The sequence below is a fragment of the Pleomorphochaeta caudata genome (assembly GCF_055395745.1).
The window spans coordinates 2,438,198-2,459,840 of record NZ_AP042458.1 but is presented as its reverse complement, the minus strand read 5'-3'; the positions used below and the strand labels follow the sequence as shown (position 1 = coordinate 2,459,840).

At 26.4% G+C, this 21,643-nt stretch carries 22 protein-coding genes; 10 read left to right on the top strand and 12 right to left on the bottom strand.

The window, feature by feature from the left end:
- Positions 1-28: 28 nt before the first annotated feature.
- The gene (locus ACZ5RS_RS11350; RefSeq protein ID WP_464635504.1) at positions 29-565 is read left to right on the top strand and encodes a flavin reductase family protein; all 537 of its coding nucleotides are present in this window, start codon (positions 29-31) and stop codon (positions 563-565) included.
- Between the two features lie 46 nt (positions 566-611).
- Here ACZ5RS_RS11350 and ACZ5RS_RS11345 read toward each other — a convergent pair whose 3' ends face one another.
- Positions 612-2,246 carry an EAL domain-containing protein gene (locus ACZ5RS_RS11345; protein ID WP_464635502.1) on the bottom strand — a complete coding sequence of 545 codons (1,635 nt, stop codon included), beginning with the start codon at positions 2,244-2,246 and terminating at the stop codon, positions 612-614.
- 211 nt (positions 2,247-2,457) lie between these two features.
- On the opposite strand from ACZ5RS_RS11345, the gene ACZ5RS_RS11340 reads away from it, so the two are divergent.
- Positions 2,458-3,270, top strand: coding sequence for an undecaprenyl-diphosphate phosphatase (locus ACZ5RS_RS11340; protein WP_464635500.1), 813 nt, complete (start codon positions 2,458-2,460; stop codon positions 3,268-3,270).
- On the opposite strand, the gene dinB is transcribed toward ACZ5RS_RS11340, so the two are convergent.
- Genes dinB through ACZ5RS_RS11325 form a run of 3 tightly spaced genes read right to left on the bottom strand, consistent with a single transcriptional unit; the run spans position 3,267 to position 6,976 of the window.
- Positions 3,267-4,454 carry a DNA polymerase IV gene (gene dinB, locus ACZ5RS_RS11335; RefSeq protein WP_464635498.1) on the bottom strand — a complete coding sequence of 396 codons (1,188 nt, stop codon included), beginning with the start codon at positions 4,452-4,454 and terminating at the stop codon, positions 3,267-3,269. The two genes, ACZ5RS_RS11340 and dinB, sit on opposite strands and share 4 nt — an antisense overlap.
- Complete coding sequence (locus ACZ5RS_RS11330) at positions 4,444-5,511, bottom strand: D-alanine--D-alanine ligase (RefSeq protein ID WP_464635496.1); 1,068 nt, start codon at positions 5,509-5,511, stop codon at positions 4,444-4,446. The genes dinB and ACZ5RS_RS11330 overlap by 11 nt, the downstream gene beginning before the upstream one ends.
- Positions 5,504-6,976 (bottom strand): Mur ligase family protein, encoded by a 1,473-nt coding sequence (locus tag ACZ5RS_RS11325; protein ID WP_464635494.1) that lies wholly within the window; start codon positions 6,974-6,976, stop codon positions 5,504-5,506. Before ACZ5RS_RS11325 ends, ACZ5RS_RS11330 begins: the two co-directional genes overlap by 8 nt.
- A gap of 123 nt (positions 6,977-7,099) precedes the next feature.
- Here ACZ5RS_RS11325 and ACZ5RS_RS11320 point away from each other — a divergent pair, with 123 nt between their 5' ends.
- Both ACZ5RS_RS11320 and ACZ5RS_RS11315 read left to right on the top strand, forming a co-directional pair.
- Positions 7,100-7,348, top strand: coding sequence for a TIGR03905 family TSCPD domain-containing protein (locus ACZ5RS_RS11320; RefSeq protein WP_464635492.1), 249 nt, complete (start codon positions 7,100-7,102; stop codon positions 7,346-7,348).
- Complete coding sequence (locus ACZ5RS_RS11315; protein ID WP_464635490.1) at positions 7,345-8,391, top strand: hypothetical protein; 1,047 nt, start codon at positions 7,345-7,347, stop codon at positions 8,389-8,391. The genes ACZ5RS_RS11320 and ACZ5RS_RS11315 overlap by 4 nt, the downstream gene beginning before the upstream one ends.
- On the opposite strand, the gene ACZ5RS_RS11310 is transcribed toward ACZ5RS_RS11315, so the two are convergent.
- The 4 genes from ACZ5RS_RS11310 to ACZ5RS_RS11295 all read right to left on the bottom strand — a co-directional run bounded on the left by ACZ5RS_RS11310 (position 8,388) and on the right by ACZ5RS_RS11295 (position 11,332).
- A complete protein-coding gene (locus ACZ5RS_RS11310; RefSeq protein WP_464635488.1) occupies positions 8,388-9,200 on the bottom strand; it encodes a metal ABC transporter permease in 813 nt (270 codons plus the stop codon). The genes ACZ5RS_RS11315 and ACZ5RS_RS11310 overlap by 4 nt on opposite strands.
- A 10-nt stretch (positions 9,201-9,210) precedes the next feature.
- Complete coding sequence (locus tag ACZ5RS_RS11305; protein WP_464635486.1) at positions 9,211-9,972, bottom strand: metal ABC transporter ATP-binding protein; 762 nt, start codon at positions 9,970-9,972, stop codon at positions 9,211-9,213.
- Positions 9,972-10,820, bottom strand: a complete 849-nt coding sequence (locus ACZ5RS_RS11300; protein WP_464635484.1) for a metal ABC transporter solute-binding protein, Zn/Mn family — start codon at positions 10,818-10,820, stop codon at positions 9,972-9,974. Before ACZ5RS_RS11300 ends, ACZ5RS_RS11305 begins: the two co-directional genes overlap by 1 nt.
- 86 nt (positions 10,821-10,906) lie before the next feature.
- Entirely contained in the window at positions 10,907-11,332 is a 426-nt protein-coding gene (locus ACZ5RS_RS11295) for a Fur family transcriptional regulator (RefSeq protein ID WP_464635482.1), read from the bottom strand.
- Between the two features lie 224 nt (positions 11,333-11,556).
- Between ACZ5RS_RS11295 and ACZ5RS_RS11290 the strand changes: the two genes are divergently transcribed.
- From ACZ5RS_RS11290 to miaA, 6 genes are all read left to right on the top strand, one after another.
- Complete coding sequence (locus ACZ5RS_RS11290) at positions 11,557-11,727, top strand: hypothetical protein (RefSeq protein ID WP_464635480.1); 171 nt, start codon at positions 11,557-11,559, stop codon at positions 11,725-11,727.
- A gap of 64 nt (positions 11,728-11,791) precedes the next feature.
- Positions 11,792-13,249, top strand: a complete 1,458-nt coding sequence (locus tag ACZ5RS_RS11285) for a Mur ligase family protein (protein WP_464635478.1) — start codon at positions 11,792-11,794, stop codon at positions 13,247-13,249.
- A gap of 6 nt (positions 13,250-13,255) precedes the next feature.
- Positions 13,256-14,125: a YicC/YloC family endoribonuclease gene (locus ACZ5RS_RS11280; protein ID WP_464635476.1), complete on the top strand. Its 870-nt coding sequence runs from the start codon at positions 13,256-13,258 to the stop codon at positions 14,123-14,125.
- Between the two features lie 10 nt (positions 14,126-14,135).
- Positions 14,136-14,660: a (d)CMP kinase gene (cmk, locus tag ACZ5RS_RS11275; protein WP_464635474.1), complete on the top strand. Its 525-nt coding sequence runs from the start codon at positions 14,136-14,138 to the stop codon at positions 14,658-14,660.
- Between the two features lie 123 nt (positions 14,661-14,783).
- Positions 14,784-15,002: a hypothetical protein gene (locus ACZ5RS_RS11270; RefSeq protein WP_464635473.1), complete on the top strand. Its 219-nt coding sequence runs from the start codon at positions 14,784-14,786 to the stop codon at positions 15,000-15,002.
- A complete protein-coding gene (miaA, locus tag ACZ5RS_RS11265) occupies positions 14,953-15,924 on the top strand; it encodes a tRNA (adenosine(37)-N6)-dimethylallyltransferase MiaA (RefSeq protein WP_464635471.1) in 972 nt (323 codons plus the stop codon). The genes ACZ5RS_RS11270 and miaA overlap by 50 nt, the downstream gene beginning before the upstream one ends.
- 284 nt (positions 15,925-16,208) lie before the next feature.
- On the opposite strand, the gene ACZ5RS_RS11260 is transcribed toward miaA, so the two are convergent.
- The 4 genes from ACZ5RS_RS11260 to ACZ5RS_RS11245 all read right to left on the bottom strand — a co-directional run bounded on the left by ACZ5RS_RS11260 (position 16,209) and on the right by ACZ5RS_RS11245 (position 21,628).
- Positions 16,209-17,765, bottom strand: coding sequence for a hypothetical protein (locus ACZ5RS_RS11260; protein WP_464635469.1), 1,557 nt, complete (start codon positions 17,763-17,765; stop codon positions 16,209-16,211).
- Between the two features lie 2 nt (positions 17,766-17,767).
- Complete coding sequence (gene amrB, locus ACZ5RS_RS11255; protein WP_464635467.1) at positions 17,768-18,604, bottom strand: AmmeMemoRadiSam system protein B; 837 nt, start codon at positions 18,602-18,604, stop codon at positions 17,768-17,770.
- A 24-nt stretch (positions 18,605-18,628) separates the two neighbouring features.
- Entirely contained in the window at positions 18,629-20,062 is a 1,434-nt protein-coding gene (locus ACZ5RS_RS11250; RefSeq protein ID WP_464635465.1) for an NFACT RNA binding domain-containing protein, read from the bottom strand.
- A 231-nt stretch (positions 20,063-20,293) separates the two neighbouring features.
- The gene (locus tag ACZ5RS_RS11245) at positions 20,294-21,628 is read right to left on the bottom strand and encodes a bifunctional folylpolyglutamate synthase/dihydrofolate synthase (RefSeq protein WP_464635463.1); all 1,335 of its coding nucleotides are present in this window, start codon (positions 21,626-21,628) and stop codon (positions 20,294-20,296) included.
- Positions 21,629-21,643: the final 15 nt, after the last annotated feature.

The following is a 21,643-nucleotide window of genomic DNA, read 5'->3' as shown; positions in this document are numbered from 1 at the left end:
TTTGATAAAATACTTTTCGAGGTAAAAAATGAAAAAAGAAATTAATGCTTTTGATTATGCTAATCAAATTATGAGTGCTTTACCCGGTGGAATTTTATTAACTACCAAAAGTGGAGATAAAGTTAATTCAATGACAATAGGTTGGGGGACTTTAGGTATTGAATGGAATAAACCAATATTTTGTGCTTATGTTAGAGAACATAGATTTACAAAAGAATTGTTAGATAAAAACCCTGAATTTACTATCAATGTTCCTTTAGGAGACTTTAATAAAAAAATCCTAGGATATTGCGGAAGAAAATCTGGTAGAGATTGTGATAAAATTAAAGATTTGGATTTAACTTTAATTGATGGAGATTTAGTTGATGTTCCAGCTATTAAAGAGATTCCTTTAACTTTGGAATGTAAAGTTATTTATTCTAAGAAACAAGATAAAAATGCTATTAGTGAATACAATAATAAAACATTCTATCCACAAGATGTTGATAGTTTTAATAATGGATCTAATAAAGATTATCATTATGTTTATTATGGTGAAATTGTAAAAGCATATATTGTTGAATAAGAAACATATCCTAGAATTGAGATACTTTTTTGATTCTAGGATATTTTTATAAGTATTTATTAATATCGAAAGTTTTGTAGTATTCAATAAAATCTTTTGATAAAAGAGGTTTGCTAAAATAGTATCCTTGAATCATATCACATCCCATATCTTTTAAGGTCATATATTGTTCTTTTGTTTCAACGCCTTCAGCAATAACAGTAGCTCCAGTTTTATGGACTGCATCAATAATATTGCTAATTATAATTCTAACATCTTTTATATTAATTCTATCAATAAAGTATTTATCAATTTTTATTATATCAGATGGAATTTCTCCTAAGAACATTAAGGAATTGTATCCTGTGCCAAAATCATCTATTTCAATTAAATAACCTTCATCCTGTAAGTCTGTTAAGATTTTTTTCAATTTAACATTATCTTCTGATAAGACTCTTTCAGTAATCTCTATTCCAAATCCTTCACATTCTAAATTATTTTGAGCAAAAAGATTATTTGTCCAATTTCTATAAGCTTCATCTAACAACTCAGATGAAGAAACATTAACAGATTGTTTAATATCAACACCTTCTTCTTTCCAAGTTAAGTATGTTTTAACTGCATGTTCCTCGACCCATTTTGTTAATAAGTTTATTAAACCAATTTCTTCAGCAATTTTTACAAAGATATTAGGACCTATGTATTTTCTTTTCCCTCTATCCCATCTAACTAATACTTCAGTTTTATAGATTTTATTATTTATTATATCTATTACAGGTTGGTAAACTAAAAATAATTCATTGTTTTTTATAGCTTGATAAAGGGATCCTGAAATTTCATTATATAGTTTTCTTTCCTCTTCAAATTTCTTATCAAAGTAAAAAACTCCAGATTTTAGTTGATGTCCTTGATCGGCAGCAATCCTTACTTTATTGAATAAATCAATAGATGAAAAATTTTCTTTATCATTTTTTAATATGCCCATCTTAACAATTAGTTTAAAACAATAATCATTAACTTTTATTGATTGAATGAAGTCGTTTATATAACTTTGCATTTGATTAAATAAAATTTGTTCATTTGGTTCTTGAATTATTAGCATATATTCATTAGCAGAAACGGAGTAGATGGTTTTATTATTAAATGTAGTAGAAATTGTTTTAACAATATAAGAATTAATTTCATCAACAATTTTAAAATCAACATATTTGCTTATATCATTTAAATTCGTAATGTTAATATAAATTAAATGGAATTTAATATCTTGTTCTGTAAACTTATCAAGATCAATGAATAATTTATTCGCGTTATATAATCCATTTATATGGCTTTTTAAATAATTATCTTTAATTATTTTATCATATTTTTCATTCTTTCTAATTATTGAAGCGGTGATTGTAGCTATTATTATATAAATTAATATTCTAAAAAGCCAATTACTTAATGATTGATATTCTCCCGTGAATCTATTTAATGGCATTAAAGGCCCATTTATTAGTCCTAAAATAACAGCAAATGATATTCCACCAATTTCTTTCCAGAAAAAAGCAGCTAAAATTATTGGTATGAAGTTTAGTTGTGCCCAAGAGCCGGATGTTCCACCACTTTTATATACTAAAAAGCTTATAATGATACAAAGCAAAATTATAATTGCTAGTTTAAAAAAATTATTTAAAATTTGTTTATTTTTGTAGGATTCCAAAATTGACTCCCTAATAATATTTTTAATAAAAAAAATATTAATTATACAAATTTGATAGTATTCATGTTATAAACTATCATAATGAATTTTAAATGTAAATGTTTGTTAACTGGTAATCAAAAATTTAGTATGTTAGCAGACAGTATCAAAATATATACAATATGTAAATAATTATTGATTTAATAGTAATTTGCCTTTATATTGTTTTATTATGATAGAAGTATTAAAATCAATTATTTTTGGTATCATTCAAGGAATTACTGAATGGTTACCAATTAGTAGCACAGGGCATTTATTATTGTTAGATAAATTCATTACTTTAAATTTAAGCGATGGGTTTAAAGAATTATTCATGGTAGTTATTCAACTAGGTTCAATATTAGCTGTACTAGTGCTTTATTTTAATACACTAAATCCATTTACCAAGAAAAAAGATAAAGATGAGAAAAGAAAAACTTATAATATCTGGTTAAAAGTGATTGTTGCATCAATTCCAACTGGTATTATTGGTGTTCTATTCGATGATATTGTAAGTGAAGTCTTATCTACTTGGCAGGTTATTGCCTTAATGCTTTTTTTCTATGGTGTTATTTATGTAATTTTAGAAAGATTTAACAAAAATAGAGAAACTAGAGTAAATGAAATTGATGAATTAACATATTTAGATGCTTTTAAAATGGGATGTTTTCAAACTTTAGCATTGATTCCTGGAACTAGTAGATCAGGTTCAACAATCCTTGGAGGCTTAATTATTGGAGTAAAAAGAACAGTTGCAGCACAGTTTTCTTTCTTTATGGCAATACCTGCAATGTTTGGAGCTTCCTTTTTTAAATTATTAAAACTAGGATATCATTATTCTTCACTTGAATATTTAGTTTTATTTGTTGGAACTTTAGTTTCATTTATTGTTTCATTATTAATAATTAAAGCATTAATTAATTATGTTAAAAAGCATGACTTCTCAGTATTTGGTTGGTATAGAATTATCATATCTATAATAGTTACTTTAGTATTTATCTTTTAATCTATTTCCTGATTTTTATTTCTGTAAGATTTATTTAAAAGGGTAGCTTTTGTTAAAATTTGGCCATTTTTCTTTAGTTCAAGGGCGATTTTTTCTAATTCACGTTTCTTTTTGTTATCTTCAGCAAAAAGTTCTTCTTGAAATGGACTATCGCCTTTATAGGTTTGATATAATCCAACTCCTAAAAGTCTGATTGGAAGATTTTTCCATTTACTTATAAATAAGTTTTTTGAATATTCATAAACTTGTTCAGCACAATAGATTGGTTCACTAGGGGTGATTTGAGCATTTATAGTGGTAAAGTCGCTATAACGAATTTTTATACCAATAGTTCTTGCCATTTGCTTTTCTTCAATTGATCTAAATAATACTTCATGACTCATGTCTAAAATATATGTATCTAAGATGTTTATATCTGCAATATCACAGGAAAAAGTTCTTTCAGTTGATATAGAGTGTGATTTTGTTTTTGCAGTATATATACCTGGATCCTCTCCTCTAGATACTTTATATAAATATTCTCCCATAGCATCGTTAAAAGTCTTTTTTAAATAATCTATGCTATAAGATCTTAAATCTTGAGTTGTTTTTATGTTTTTCTTTTCTAATAATTTTTGTGTTACTTTTCCAACGCCCCAAAGTTTTTTTATACCAACAGCGTCAATAAATTCAATTTTTCTATCTTCATCTACAATACAAAGCCCATCTGGCTTATTAAAGTCACTAGCCATTTTTGCAATTAATTTGGAAGGACCTATTCCAACACTTATAGTTAAACCCGTTACATCTTTTATATTATCTTTAAGTTTTTGAGCAACTTTATAGGGATGACCAAAAAGTTTTTCTGTACCACTCATATCTAAAAAAGCTTCATCGATTGATACTTGTTGAACATCAGGAGAATATTGTTTGAATATATTCATTACTTCTTTACTTTTCTCAGAGTATCTAGAATGGCTTCCAGCTATTACAACTGCATTAGGGCATAGTTGTAGTGCTTTTTGCATTGGCATAGCTGAATGAACACCATATTGTCTTGCAATATAGTTACAAGTAGAAGCAACACCTCTTTGACCTTTTCTTCCAATAATTACAGGTTTATCTTTTAATTCAGGATTATCAAGAATTTCTACAGATGCAAAAAAAGCATCTAAATCAACATGAAAGAAAACTTTATTTCTCATAGGCAGTTCTACAAATTTGATAAATTGCCGACTCTAAAGAGATATTTTCACTTTCTATTAATATTGGATAATGGCTTTTATCTGTTAAGCCTGGGATTGTATTTACTTCATTTAAATAAATTATATTCTTATATAAGAAGAAGTCTATTCTACTAAATCCAGATAAATTTAAACTATTAAAAATGATTTTAGCTTGTTTTTTGATTTCTAATTTTAGGTTTTCATCTGTAATTGCAGCTGGATTAATTGTTGCAGTATCAATATCTCCATATTTTTTATCATAAGAGAGTACATCCTGCATGTTTGTTTTAACAACAAGTCCTGGGCCTGCTGCAATTAAATCAGTATCTGTTTCAAGCATAGCAATTTCAATTTCTTTAATATCTTCTAATAAGGGTTGAATTAATACTCTTTCACTAAAACTGAAACTATATTTTATAGCCTTTATTAAGCTTGTTTGATTAGGATTTTTTAAAGCAGTTATTCCAATTGAGCTACCGGTTGTTTCACTTTTAATGAAAAGAGATTTTCCAAATTGGTTTTGGACTGATTCAAGATTAGGAATTTTTGATTTTTTATTTAATACAAGGGTAGGTACAGTTTTTATATTATTTGAAATTAAAATTTGATTTGTTAAATCTTTATACATACAAATACCACTGCTTGTAGCATTTACACCTGTATATTTTATGTTCATTATTTCTAGTAAGCCTTGAAGCTTTCCATCTTCGCCTTCGTTTCCATGAATTAATATAAAGGCTAAATCTATATTAATTTTTTTTGAATTAATGAAAAGCCCTTTATTTGCTATAAAATATATTTCATTATCACTAATAATATTATTTTCAATTATATAGTTTTTATTAATTAATAAATTATCATCAGTATTAACTAATAGAAAATTACCTTGTTTATCAACATAAATTAAATAAATATCTTTAAATAAGTTTGTTAAAATTGGATATATTGTTTTTGCACTATTAATTGATACTTCATGTTCAGGGGATCTTCCTCCAAAGAATAAAGCAATAGAATTGTTCTTAAAGTTATCATTCATATAATTTTTTTATTACCTCATTAATTAATTGAATTTCATTATATGGGTATTTTATGCCTTCTCTTTCAATTGAGGTTTCATGGCCTTTCCCTAAGAATAATAAAATATCATTTTTTTTACTGATTTCAAATACTTTTTCAATAGCTTTATATCTATTGTTTATTTTATATAGTTCAATTTCTTTATTAGAGTTAATAATGCCTTTTTCAATATCAGCCATTATTTTATTATTATCTTCAAATCTTGGATCTTCTTCACTTAATACTATAATATCACAAAAAAGCCCTGCTATTTTACCCATCTCATATCGTTTTTCTAAATCTCTTTCTCCACCACAACCAAATAAGGCTATAATTCTTTTATTTGTCTTTTTAATTTGAGAAAAAAGATTATTAAAAGCATCGCTAGTATGAGCAAAATCAACGATTATTGTTCTATTAATGTTATTTTGAATAAAGTTAAATCTTCCATTAATTTGATTAACTTTAATTAATTTGTTTAAAATTTTATCAAAACTAATACTTGTTAATTTGTTGATACAGAGAACAGCTAATAGTGCGTTTGAGATAAAAACTTCTAAGTTTATATTTGTAGGATATGTTTTATCTTCAAATTTTATAATTTTTTTATCTAGAGTATTGTTATTTAAAATTTCATATTTTATTAAATCTTCAACTACATAATATTTTTTATTAGCTTCTTTTGTTTTATTAATGCATTTATCAAATTGCTTATTATTTTTGGTTGTAATTAAAAAGCCATTTTCTTTTAATCTGTCTATGATGCTAAGTTTTGCATTAATATATTCTTCTTCTGTTTTATGAAAATCAATGTGTTCATGAGTTATTGTTGTAATAATAGAAGCTTCTAACTCTATATCAGCAAGCCTTAAAAAAAACGAAGATAGGGCATGGGATGTTGCTTCAAGTACAACATATTCTTTATTGTTTTTCACACATTGATCTAATAATTCAAATAGAATATTTGCATCAGGTGTACTTTGTCTAAAGGGAGAAGGTTCAATTGCATTTTTTGTATCTATATTTGTGGTGCAAATTAATCCAACATTATAATTTAATTCTTTAAGCAGGCTATAAGTATAAAAAGATGTAGAAGTTTTTCCATCAGTCCCAGTTATTCCTATTATTTTCAGCTTTTTATCAGGAAAATTATATATTTTTTGAGATAATTTTGCTAAAGCAATTCTCGCATTTTTTACAATTAAAAAACCTACATTATCATAGTTTTTAGTTGGCAACATATCACTAACTATTAATGAAGCTCCATTTTTTATTGCATCTTCAATATAATTATTGCCATCAACTTTAAATCCTTTTATTGCAACAAAAATACTATTTTTTTTGACTAATTTAGAGTTGAAGAAAATAGAAGTTACTTCAATATCAATTGGATATTGTAAGTAATAACTATCTGATAAATATTCATCTAAATCAAAGCTTTTCATATATTTAAGAATATCACATATGAATTGGATACTGCAATATTTGTTATATTGTATAATTATTTAAATTTTATTATTTTATTATTTAATTATAATATTTAATGAGTTAATATATAGAAGGTAATTATGAAGAAATATACATACAAAACAAGTGGAACCTGTTCAAAAGCAATTAATATCACAATTGATGAGAATAATATTATTAAAGAGTTGGGTTTTGTAAGAGGTTGTGATGGGAATTTAAAAGGAATTTCTGCTTTATGTATAGATCAAAAAGCTGAAGATATAATTGATAAATTTGAAGGGATTACTTGTGGCTTTAAAAAGACAAGTTGTCCAGATCAATTAGCAAAAGCATTAAAGGAAATATTGTGAAAAAAGTATTTATATTTTTATCTCTAATACTATTTTCTACTTCTATCTATGCTGCTGAAGTAAATATTGAATCTTTAAATACTTTAGGCATGGGTAAAGCAGATCTCGCGGATGTTAGTGGTGTAAGTAATCCCGCTAATTTAGGTAGCCGTGTAGATACAGATCCTTTATTAATTACTTATTTTTCAATTATGCAGAATTTAAGTCCTGATGAATTATCTACTCCTTTAGGCTATTTTCAGTATCCATATATGAGCATGGGCGTTATCGCATATGGTACAAATCTTGGATTAACATTAAATATTGACAGTTATTTGGACCATAGAGTCTATCATAACGATATTTTAAATTATACAGGGTATAATCAATTTACTATCCAATTGGATTGGGGCTATAGATTAAGTAATTTTGATTTTGGAATGAGAGTTAAAGGTGGATCAGCTGCAGAGAGAAGAAATTTTGAATTACGAGATAATATTTTCTTTTTATCAGATTACATAGTAAATACATTTTTTTCAGAATATGAGACAGTCGCTGATTCTGAATTCTTTAATTTAGGGTTTTCAATTAGATTAAATATTCTTAACAATTTTAGTATGGCATTTTATAGTGAATCAGATGTTGATTTATCTTCAACGTCTGATAATAATGTTATCTCTTATTTAAAAGCTAGTAGTTTAGGATTTACTTATTTCACAAATAAGTATTCAAGAAATAATCAATTAAATCCTTTTGTGTATAAGTTTTCATTAGACTTAGTTGAACTTGGTGATGTTGATAAAAGAGAGCTTCGCTTTGGAGCTGAGATGAAATTGCAATTGGGTAATAATAATTCTCTTGCACTTAGAGCTGGTTACTATGAACCTAAAGCAACAATAGGTGACATTTTCATGCTTGATTTAGAAGAAGGCACATCTACTTATGCTTTGGTTTATGATAGTAAAGACTTTGGTATTGCTATGGTTTTATCATTACCTATGATTTCTTTTACTGATATAAATAATGGATTAACACTAGGTGTTAATTCCACATTTAAATTTTAAGCATTCTTAATTATTTTCTTTTTGATTAAATAAATTAATAAATAAATAATACTTGAGAAAATAACAATTGATGCACCTGATGCTATATCAAAAGTATAAGATATTAATAATCCAATCAAAGAATTGAATATTGATATTGAAGTTGCAATTACCATTCTAGTATTTAATCTTTCACTTATTAATGCTGCTGTTGCACTTGGAGCACACAGAAGTGTGATTAACATTATAATACCTGACACACGAATTAAAATAACAACAGAGAATGCAATTAAAATTAGTAGGGTATATTCTAAAAAGGTTGTGTTAAGTCCATTAATTTTAGCCATTTCTTCATCAAATAAGTAAATTTTCCAATCTTGGAAAAATATAGTTAATATAGCTAAAACTAATAAAGTTAAAATAACCATATTAATTAAATCAAAATCGCTAACACTTAAAATATTACCAAAAAGATAAGAGCTCATATCAGGTGGATATCCATTCATAAAAGATATGAAAATTATACCTAATGCCATGCCTACCGACCAAAATAATGCTATAACAACTTCACTATGTTTAAAGCTAGATTTTCTAACTTTTCCAATGCCTAATGCTGCAGTAAGTGAAAATACTAAAGCTCCAATTAAAGGATTTATATTTAGTAAATAGCCAAGGCCAACACCACCATAGGCTGTATGAGCAACCCCACCACTCATTAGAATAAGTTTTTTTTCGATTATTATAGTACCTATTATTCCGCAAACGATGCTCGATAGGACAATAGATATTAGTGCATTTTGTATAAAATGGTAACTTAAAATATTTAGCATAATGTTTTCCTTAATGGTTGTGTTCTGCGAGTACTCTATGAGGAACTCCGTGAGCAATTAAATCGATAGGGCAACCATACATTTTATCAATAACATTTTGAGTTAAATGTGGTCCACCATGGTAGATTAAATTTTCACTTATACAAGCGATGTTTTTTACTTTAGAAGATATTGCCATTGTATCATGACTTACCATTAATATTGTAACACCAATAGAATTTAAATGATCAAGCAAGTTATAAATTATATTTCTTGAATTAGGATCAACATTAGCAGTTGGTTCATCTAATAATAATAATTTTGGAGAACTTGCTATTGCTCTAGCTATTAATAGACGCTGGAATTCTCCACCAGATAATTTTTGAATTTGTCTATTTGCTAGTTTTTCTATATTCACTTTTTTTAGGGCTTCATAAGCACTATCCATATCTTTTTTATCATATTTATAAAATGGATTAAGTGATTTTTTAAGTTTTGATCCTAAAACAACTTCAAGAACACTTATAGGGTATGTTCTATCTACTTTAGAAATTTGTGGAACATAACTTATTTCTTTTTTTATTTTAGCTAAAGGTTGATTAAAAAATAAAATTTGATCACATTCATGATCAATTAAATTTAATAAAGCCTTTAGGAGGGTGGTTTTACCCCCTCCATTTGGGCCTATAATTCCTAGGTAATCACCACATTCAATATCCATTGTGATATTTTTTAAAGCGTAGTGATTACCATATTTTACTGAAAGATTTTTTACTTCAATCGCTTTTCCCATTAAAAATTATCCTTCAAAGTATTTGCCATGATTTTTAAATTATCAACATAATTTGGGCTAAGAGGGTCTAATAAAATAGCTTGGCCTCCTAATTCCTTACTAAAGGCAATACTTTGTTCTGCAGCTATTTCTGCTTGGTAATATATATTCTTTATACCTTCTTCTTTGGCTTTGTCAATAATACTGATTAAAGTTTTAGGAGTGATTTCTTTTCCTTCCTCTTCAATTGATATCATATTCAAATTAAAATCTTCAGCAAAATAGTTGAAAGCTGGATGATATACTAAGAAACTATTTCCTTTAACATCAACTAAACTTTTTTCTATATCTTCTATAGCTTGTTCTATTTCAGCTTTGTAGGAAGCAGCATTTTCTTTATAAAATGTAGCATTTGCTGCATCAATTTTAGATAATTCATCACTGATAACATCAATCATGATTAAAACTCTTTTAGGACTTAGCCAAATATGAGGATCTCTTGATTCTCCTATATATATAGAAGGATAAGTTTTAGCAACTTCATCAGCTAACGCAATAACTTTAGTATTTTTTCCTACCATTGGAAGGATTGAGAATTCTTCACTTGGAACTCCAATTGAAAAATATAAAGATGCATCCTCAAATTCTATTCTTTGTTGAGGGGTAGGTTCATAATTTTCAGGAGAAGAGCCCTTTGGTATCATAGTAACAATATCAACTTTGTCTTGAGCAATTTTTTCTACAAAAGTTGCTTCAGGGACGATTGATACTGCCACAACTGGTTTTTCACTAATTTCTGCTTGTCCATTTGAATAAGCAGGTACAATTGTAATTACTGTAAATAACAATATAAATATAATTTTTTTCATAAATACCTCGAATTTGCAACTAATTTGCAAATTAAAGATAATAAAATATTACTTACCTGTCAATATATTAAATTTATAAATTACAATTAATTAGTCTTATTTAACTTTTTTTTACAATTATCACATAATCCAAAAAGAATAGAATTTGCACATGTAACGTCAAATTGATGATCATCTTTTAAATGATCCACAAAGTTTTGCATGAAATTGCAATCAAGATGGATAATTTTTCCACATTCAGTGCATTGAAGATGTAAATGATCTTCATGAACTACATCATGTTTTTTTAATTGATAATTATTTTTACTACCATCAGATGATGGGAATTTTAAAACAACGTTTTTATCAGCAAGTTTTTCTAGATTTCTATATATGGTTGTGATATTCATGTTTTTATTATTGTTTTTTAAATATTCATAAATATCTTCAGCACTTAAAGAAGTATCAATATGAGAGGATAGTGCTTCGATAATATATTCTTTGTTTTTTGTCTTATAACCGTTCGATCTCAAAACTTGCCTCTTAAATTTAATCTTAATTTAATTATACTATTATCTTAAAACAAATCAATATAATTTATTTTTATCCTCTAAATCTAATGAATTTTTTAGCTTTTTATCATTTTTCTTAGCTGAAATGAGCATTTATGCCATAGTTGAAATTATTTGTATCTTGACAGGATAGCTTGCAAAGTACTATTATCTGCATTAGTTATTGAAAAATCAAGGAGTTTATTATGTCCAAAGCACATAGAGGAACAGGTATACGTCAAGAACAAAATCAAGGTAAAGGTACATGCCCAGTTTGTAAAAGAACAAACATTAAAGTACTATACGAAACCACTATTGATGAAGAAAAAGTAATGATTTGTAAAGCTTGTAATGCTCACAAAAAGAATACAAAATAATTCTTTCTTTTTTAGAAGAGAGACTGTCTTAAGACAGTCTTTTTCTATTTTAAGGTATTAAAATTTGAGTAATTATTTATTAATTGGAATTAAAGGAACAGGAATGTCTTCACTTGCCTTAATTTTAAAGGCAAAGGGAGATATTGTTTTTGGTATCGATAAAAGTGATTTTTTTTCATCACAAAATAAGTTAATTGATGCTGATATAAAGATTTATGAAGATTTTAATTTAGATAACATTGTTGAAAAAATTGATTGTATTATTTATTCTACAGCTTATGAAAATTCAAAAATTGTTAATCAGTTAAATGATAAATATATATCTTATTCATATATAGATTATTTATCAAAACTAACTAGAGAATCAAAAGCATATGGTATTTGTGGAACTCATGGGAAAACAACAACTTCTGCAGCTACTACTTTCGCATTAAGTTATAAAAATAGGAAAACTTTTCCTTTTTATTCAATTTTTGGATCATCATTAATTGATAAACCTTTTGTTTATCAAGGAGATGAATCCTTAGTAATTGAAGCTTGTGAGTATCAAGATCATTTTTTAAAGTATAATCTTAGAGGTGCTATAATTACCTCCATCGATTTTGATCATCCTGATTATTTTAAAGATGAAACTGCTGTTTTAGATAGTTTTATACAATTAGCTCTTAATATTAGTAAGAATGGTTTTTTAATTTTAAATGTTGATGATAAAAATGTCAGGGAATTAAAATCTGTAATTGAAAATGCTAGAGAAGATTTAAATATTATTAGCTATGGTTTTATGGATAATTCAATTTTTAGAATTCAAGAAAATAATTTAATGCATTCTTATAATGTCGGATTAACTTATGGTGATGATTATAAATTAAATTGTACTGATAGAGCTTTAGTAAATGATATGGTTGGTGCTTCAATATTAGCAACTTGTATTTTATTAGATAGAGAAAAAGTCGAATTATATTTAGATGAGAATGATATAATTTGTGATGAAGTTTTTACAACATTATTTAAAAGCTCTTTAAATTCTTTAGAATATTTTAATGGTGTAAGAGGGCGCCTTGAATTAAAAGCAAATTATAAAAATATTGTTTTTATTGATGATTATGCTCATCATCCAAAGGAAATTTATACTTTACTTCAAGAGGTGAAAAGTCGATATCCAAATAGGAAAGTGTTTGCTATTTTCTCTTTTCATACTGCTAGTAGAACAAAGGCCTTATATAAAGATTTTTTAAATGTTTTTTTACTTTTTGATAAATTGATAATTACAAAAACTTTTGCAAGTGCTAGAATGGATGTTGATAGTGACAATTTAGATTTAAAATTTGTTAAAGATTTAAATAAAAAGTTATTAAAAAGTTTTAAAGTTAGACTCGCAGCAGTTCAATATATTGAAGATATTGAGGAAGTTGCACCTATAAGTGCAGCAATGATTGAAGATGGTGATATTGTTATCTCTTTAGGCGCTTCTAACAATGATGATTTATATAAGAATATTATAAAAGAATTAGATAAAAGGTGATATATTATGACAAGTATGACAGGCTATGGATGTGCTGAAACATCAGATAATGAAATGCAAATGCAAGTGGAAGTTAAAAGTGTTAATAATAGATATTTAGATATTATTCACAATACTCCTCATTACTTATCTGCATATGAAATTGATATAGATAATAAAATTAAAGAAGTTGCAAATAGAGGTCGGATTGAAGTCTCTGTTAGAATTCGATTATTAAAAAACGACATTAAAGTTGTAGTTGATGAAGATGTTATTAAGCAATATATGATTGCTTATGATAAAATCAATGAAATTACAGATATTAAAAATACTCCTCAATTGAGTGATTTTTTAAATGTTGATGGAGCCCTAACTAGTGTTAAGGATACAGATACCAAAAAATTCGAAGAACCTCTTTTTAGATTACTAGATGAAGCTTTGATTCAATTTAAGGAAAGTAAAGAGAGAGAAGGCATTTCAACTAAAGCTGATTTACAAAATTCAAAGTTAAAGATTGCGAATAGTTTAGAAATTATTAAATCTAGAGCTGATGAAATTGAAGATTTGATTAAAACTAATTTGACTCAAAGAGTACAAGATATGCTTGAAGATCAAAGTTATGATGAAAATAGAATTTTACAAGAAGTAGCTCTTATGCTTGTAAAATTATCTGTAAATGAAGAAATTAATAGATTATCTGTCCATTTGGATGCTTTTGATAAGTTGTTAGAAATTGACGAACCAGTAGGTAAAAGAATAGATTTCTTATGCCAAGAAATTAATAGAGAAATTAATACTATTGGATCAAAGAGTCAGATTGCTGAATTAAATTTAGAAGTAGTTAGAATGAAAGATAATCTTGAAAATATTAGAGAACAAGCTAGAAATATTGAATAGGAAAAAAGTTATGAGAATTGCAATTAGTGGAAAAAGTGGCTGTGGTAATACAACTGTTTCAACATTGGTCGCTGAAAAATTAAATTATAAGTTAATCAATTTTACTTTTAGAAATTTGGCCAAAGAAAAAGGAATTGAATTTTGGGACTTTTGTAAAATGGCTGAAGCAGATGATTCTATTGATAGAGAATTAGATGATAGACAAGTAAAAATGGCATTAGCAGAAGAGAATTGTGTTCTAGGCTCTAGATTAGCAGTTTGGATGTTAAAAGAAGCGGATTTAAAAGTTTATTTATCAGCAAGTGCTGATGAAAGAGCTTCTAGAGTTTTTAAAAGAGAAGGCGGAGACTTTACAAAACGCCTTGAACAAACTAGAATGCGTGATACAAATGATACCAATAGATATAAGAGAATTTATTCTATAGACAATAATGAGTTTGATTTTGTTGATTTAGTTATCAATACAGAGAAGAAACAACCTGAAGAAGTTGCACAAATTATTGTAAATAAGGTATTAGAATTACAAAATAATTAAAAATTTTATAGTTAAGAGTTTTTTTTAATAGGACTATACATTTTACAAAAAATTCTTTATTATAATTAAGTTCGAACAAAGATATTGAGAAATATCTAAAATATAAGTTAAAGGAGCCTTGCGGTGAATAAAGTTCCATTAGATGCATTAATCGATTTTAAAGATAATATTTATGAAATAACATGTGTTGCAATTAAGGAAGCAGATATTTTAAGTAATCCTGGTTGTGGTGGTAAAGAAATCGAAGAAAATAATGGTAAAATTGTTAGCGAAGTTCTATACAGAGCTCTAAATGGTGAAATCAAATATTCTAAAACAGAAGAAGAATCAGAAGAAGAATAATAATCCCTTTGAGAAAATAATTTTCTTATTTGGACCTACTAGTGTTGGTAAAACTAATCTTTTATCAAAATTAGATAGTGATAAATTTTCTGTAATTAATGCCGATTCGATTCAAGTCTATAAAGGTCTTGATATAGGGTCGGCTAAAGTTACTAAAGACGTTACAGAAAAAATTAATCATTATTTAATTGATATTCTTGAACCTCAAGAACAATTTACTGTTGCTAAATTTATTGAAGAAGCTGATAAAGCAGTTGTTGAAATCAATAAAGAAAATAAAATACCAGTAATAAGTGGTGGTACTGCTTTTTATTTTAAGCATTTTCTTTATGGACTTTCAAATGCCCCAGCTTCTAATCCACAAATTAGAGAACATGTTGAAAATTTGATTAATTCAAAATCTTTAGAATATGCATATAATATTTTAAAAGAAGTAGATCCAATTTCTTATAATAGAATCAATAAAAATGATAAATATCGAATAGGTAGAGCCTTAGAAGTCTTTTATGCTTCTGGTAAACCTTTGTCGTCTTTTGATCTTCCATCAAAATATAGAAATAATATGGATCCATTAATTATAGGATTGTATAGAGATAAAGATGAAATGATCCAAAGATTAAAATTAAGATTTGATTTAATGATGGATGCTGGTTTATTAGATGAGATTAGAGATTTAAACAGTAATGGAGCAAAGGAAGAATGGCCGGGTATGCAAGGAATTGGATATAAGGAATTCTTTATTGCAATGAAAACTGGTGAATATAGTATTTCTCAAATAGGTGATATGATAGTTCATAATTCTAAAAAATATGCAAAAAGGCAATATACTTTTTTCAAATCTTTTGAAGATGTTAATTGGATTCATGCAGCTAAAGAAAAAGAGATTGTTGAGCTAATTGAGAATTATATTAAAGAAGACTAATTTATTATAGATATCTATTGTAATAAGTTGCTATATTTTATATTAAGATATTTCTTTATTTAGTAAGAAAATAAATAAAGAAATTTTTTTTATGCCAATGAATATGAAAAATATTTGCTACAAGCTATTGACATAAGTTGCAACATTTATTATATTACAAGAGTAATTAGGAAAAACGTTAATAATAAATATCCCCCATTATACATTTTCTCCTAAGAAACGAAATATATATATATAAACCTCCTTTTAAATTTCCACCTAGATTCTCCTCTAGGTGGTTTTTTTTAGTTTATATATTGCTGTTCAACAATACTCTCTGTTGTTCTTGTATCGTTATCTATATCATAGCTTATGTCTGAAGGGTTATAAGTTGGAACTAGTAAAGTATCAATGTATTTCATTTCTGTAGGTGTGATTTGGCTAATTTCATACCAACCTCTATCATTGTAATCAAATGTAAAGATTTCTTTTTGTTCAAAGCGATAGCATTTAAATATTTGAGTATTATCACTAAAAGGTTCATCTTCATTAGTATCTGAGCTATCTTGAAGTGGATAAGGTGAATAATAAGTACTAGTTGCTAAATATTGATTTTCTCCAATTTGAGTAATAGATACATTATCAATTCCATATATCATTTTTTTGTTATCAATTGGTGGCATATTATCTTTAACCCAAGTTTCAGGATTTAATACTGAATCAACTTGTTCATATGCCATTCTAGTTTGTCTGGTAACAAATAATGTAGTAATTTCATTGGTGATTGGAGATTTAGTTCCTCTCTTTAAACTAGCTTCAAGTTTTGATACATCTAAATCATTTTGAGCATCATAATAGGCTTCAATGATTTGTTCTTGATTCATTTCATAAGTGTATGGAGGTTGTAATGCCTCATGAATTCTTGATCCCACAAAGCTTATAACAAAGACTGAAATTACTGTTATTACAGCAATCAAAGCGCCTCTTTTTCTCCAAAATATAATTCTATTACATTTCTTCTGAATTTTTTGAATAGTGTTTTTAGTGACTTCATTTGCTTCTAAATCATCAACATTAATTTTTTTATCTTCAGTATTTTCTAAATCCCATGATAAATCTTTAAATCTTTCAATAAACCATTTTAGAGCAACTTGAGGTTGATAGTTTGAAGAAATATCTCTCATTTTACTTAAACTTAAGTGTAAAATCTTATCAATTTTTTCAATCAAATCGGAATCAAGTTTTATATCTAATGCTTGAGTTAAAAGCTGTAAACTTAGGGCATTGTAATGGTTGGTTCTAATAATTGAATATTCAAAAGGTTTAATAGACGTAATTGAATAGTAAAGAAGTTGAGTCATTTGATCTATTAAGGTAAAAGAATTTAATAAATTAGCATGAATAAAACTATTTGCATTATCAAATCTTTTATCTTGATCAGCGGTGGAGGAGAAAATATCACTTAAAGTTCTAGGTAAAATCAACACTCCATCATCTTCTGTGAAAAATATTCTCCAGGCACTTAATATTCCATTTTGCAAATCTAAAAATTTACTATCTAAAAGTGATAAAGCTGTTGCTAAATTTATAATTAATTTTGGTGCTTCACCTCTTAATGTTGATGAAATTTGAGATAGTGGATAAAGTTTTATTGGAGCAAAATATAAACATTTTTTTCCTTCATAATTTGTAAAGCCTTCCCAGTACCAAGGAGTTAATTCTCCATTTTTATAAATAAATCCAGGTTTTTTTTCACCTTGTAATAAAAAAGAAGGTAATTCACAATTTTTATCATTAAAGGCAATAGCACTATATTTTATATTATCGATCTCAATATCAATGATGTCTTTTTGTACAAACATTATTAGTCCTTTATACTTGCTGAAACATGGTATACACATTTATTTGTTGAATCAAATTCTATTACTTCTTTGGAAATTTCTTTTTCAATCTCAACTAAATTAATATCCCAGCATAAATTTTTATAAATTTTAGTTTTTGCAATGGAGTCAATTATACCACAAGCACAACTATCAATTATGTTTTTTTTCTGAAGTTGTAATAGTCTTTCTCCACTATTTAGAGCTTTTATAAAGTTATTAGTTTTTTTATAAGCAGAATCTGGTTTTTGATAAGCACAAGCATTGGCACTAACAAGAAGTAGCGTTTTTTCATCAATAATGTTATTTAAGAGCGAACTAAAGTTTTTGCTTTGGTTAGAATTTTCAACAATTGCACATATAGGAATTACTTTTTTTTCAGAAAAATAATGTCTAATTAGTAAATATAATTGTTCAAATGAAGATTCTTCTTCAAAGTAAGTATTACATTTCATTTCATCTTTAAAATATTTATCTATGATTTCTTTATCAAAATCGATTAAACCTAAAGGTGTTTCTATTGCATCATATTCAGGGGTAAATAGATTAACATCTAAATCAGTATAAATTTTATTTAAATGAGATGGTGCAATAATTACTATTTTATCAAAACTATCATTTATTGATGTGAAAGTGTTAATAAGGAGAGGTAAAATGAATTCATAACTAGCGTGAGGAAGTAAAAATACTTTCTTATCAGATTTAATTTCAGATTTATATTTTATTTCATTTTCATTAATTAATTCATATATTTTTTCTTGGTTAGAAGGATAGAAAATATCCTGGTGGATTGTTTTTTCTATTATTTTTTTATTTTTCATTTAATGCTCCAATAAATATGAATTTTAAAGGGAATCTTTACCTTTTAAAAGTCTATTTAATCTCTTTTCATCATAATTTATATGTAGATTTTTTTCTTGAGTAGGTAAAACGAGACCTAATGGTCCATTTTTCGCTCTTCTTAAATATTTAACTTGAGTATAATATAAATCACAAGTTTTATGACCTTTGGCTTTTGAGAAGAAGGCTGCTAAATTTGCAGCATCTAAAATAACTTCTAAAGGTACACTTTTATTTCTTATGAATTTAATGAATACATAACCACCACTATAATCTCTTGCATGCAACCAATAATCATTACCTTTTACTTTTTTTCTAAGAAGTTGATCATTTTCTTTAGCATTCCTGCCTACCAGTATTGTGAAATTTGCACTAGTAAAAGTAAGGCCGATTTCATCTTTTTCTTTTTGTTGAGTTGGTGTTTGAGATTCTAAAGCTTTTTTTAATTTTCTAATATCTTTTTGTTCGTTATCACTTAATTGTAATAATTTATTAAAATATTCTTTTGTCTTATCATATTCTTCTTTAGCAATTTCATATTGCTCAAGAGCATTATTATATGAGCCTTTAGCTTTATGATATTTATCATAATAGCTGTTTAAATTTTCTTCTTTAGATAATTTTGGATTTAAGGTAAGTACAATCTCACTATTATCATTCCAAGATGTTAAAGTAACGCTTGTTGCATGAGATTCTACTTTATAAAGATATGCAGATAATAAATCAGCTTCTTCTTTTATTTTTTCATAATTTTTTGTGTTTTCAACTCTCTTAAGTAAGGAAGTAACTTGACCTTCTAATTTTTTTAATTTCGAATTTCTGATTGCTTCAACTTTACTTACCAATTGTTCAAGAGTGAAATCAGTACTTATTTGTCCATATTCTCTTTCAATCTGTTGGTTAAAGGTGATTGATAAATCTCTATCTCTGATTTTAAAATTATCATTAATTTTTTTTACTTCATCAAGTTTTAATTCTTTATTAGTTACTTCGTTTCTATTAGGTCTTCTATATAATAAATCAAGAATTATATTATTTTCATCAGTTACTATAATATTAGCAGCAGGACCACTATATAATCTGAAATATAAATAAAAAATCTCGTCCTTTTTTCTAAGAGTTAGTTTTAGTATTCTATCCCCTTTAATACATTCACTAGCAATAATTAGAGATCCTTCAACATTAGCTCTACAAAATTGTACAAATCTTTGTAGTTTTTTAGTTTTTCCTAATTGGGGAGGGGTACTTAATTTACTTGAATGATGAATTCTAGCATAAGGAGTGTTTATTTCTGTATAAAGAGTCCATTGCTTTGTCTTACTACTATGCATAATCCAAGATAAACTATGAAAATCATGTTGAATGACTTTTTGAATTCTTGAATTAACTAAAGGTAATTCATCAACAATTAATTCAAGTTCTTTCCAGTTTAATGACATTATATATTCTCCTAGTTTATTCTCTTATATTATTTAAATATAATAAAATCTTTTTTAAATGCCTAATAATATTACACTGTTTAATTTAAACAATAAACTAAAAATTAAATAAAATACACATATAATTATCATATAATAATTGTAGTTTTATAATATGATAAATTGTTATTAATATATTTAAATTATATAGTTATTATATAAATAATATAGATGAGTGAATAATAAAAATTTTTAAATATTTTTAATCTCTTTATGAGCTAAAGCTATTTCACTAGCCAAATAAAAAGAACCACAGACTAAAATACAACCATCTTTTGGAGTAATTTCTAAAGCTTTATTTAATGCAGCTTTTGAATCCATTATCATTTCAATATTACAATTATTATCATTTAATTTACAAAAAAGGTTATATAAAGAAGGTGTATCACTTTTTTTAAAGGTTCCAGGTTTACTTATAATTATATTTTTAAAATTATTTAATAGTATTGGTGCAATAGCTTTATGATCTTTATCAATTAGAGAGCCAAAAATTACAGTGCATTTTTCTTGATTTTCTATCTGTTCAATTGATGAAACTAAAGATGAAATGGAAACTTTTGTATGAGCCCCATCAATATATAAATCAGGATTAGTATCTAGTAATTGAAATCGTCCTAATAATGTTGCTTTGTTAATAAAATTAATCATTTTCTCATCAAATAAATTTAAAGTTTTTAAAGCGAGTATTGCTAGAGCAGCATTTTGAGCCATAACAGAACCTTTAAGATTCAAATTTAATTTTGTTGAGGTATTGTCTTTCCAAAAAATTTTTACATCTTCAAAATCTTTAGTAGTTTTACTAATAATTTTGTCAACTCTATCTTCTAAAAAAGCAATGTAAGAATTATTAGTTTTTGCTTCATTAATCATAACAGTTTTTGCTTCATCTTTTAGTGTTGCTGCTACTACTGGAATACTAGGTTTTATAATTTTTGATTTTTCTGTTGCAATTTTGGCAATAGTATCACCTAAGATATTTGTATGTTCTAATTCAATTGGACAAATAACACTTAAAACAGGGGTTAGGGTGTTTGTAGCATCTAATCTTCCACCTAAGCCTGTTTCAATAACAGCATAGTCGCAATTGCTTTTTGAAAATAACATATAACCATATAGAGTAAATAACTCAAATGTTGTTGGATTAGTTTCTCCCCATTGATCAATAAATTTAAAATCTTTTAATTTTTCTAAGATATAGGTTCCAACTTCAACTAAAAATGAATCTTCAAAAAAATCACCACAAAGAGTAAATCTTTCTTTGTAGTCTAATAGGTGTGGGGATGCATAAAGTCCAACTTTATAATTAAGCGCTTTAAGGGCGGAAGCAATAAATTTACTTGTTGAGCCTTTGCCTTTACTGCCGGCTACATGTATAGTTTTATAATCCTTTTCTGGGTTATTAAAAAATTGAAGGAGTTTTTCCATCCTATCTAATCTATAATATCTTGTGGTAAAGTGATTTATATTTTTTTCTAAATTAGTAAAACTTTCCATTGCCCTAATAACATCAATAAAAGTTGTAGTCATGTTCAATCCTTGTAT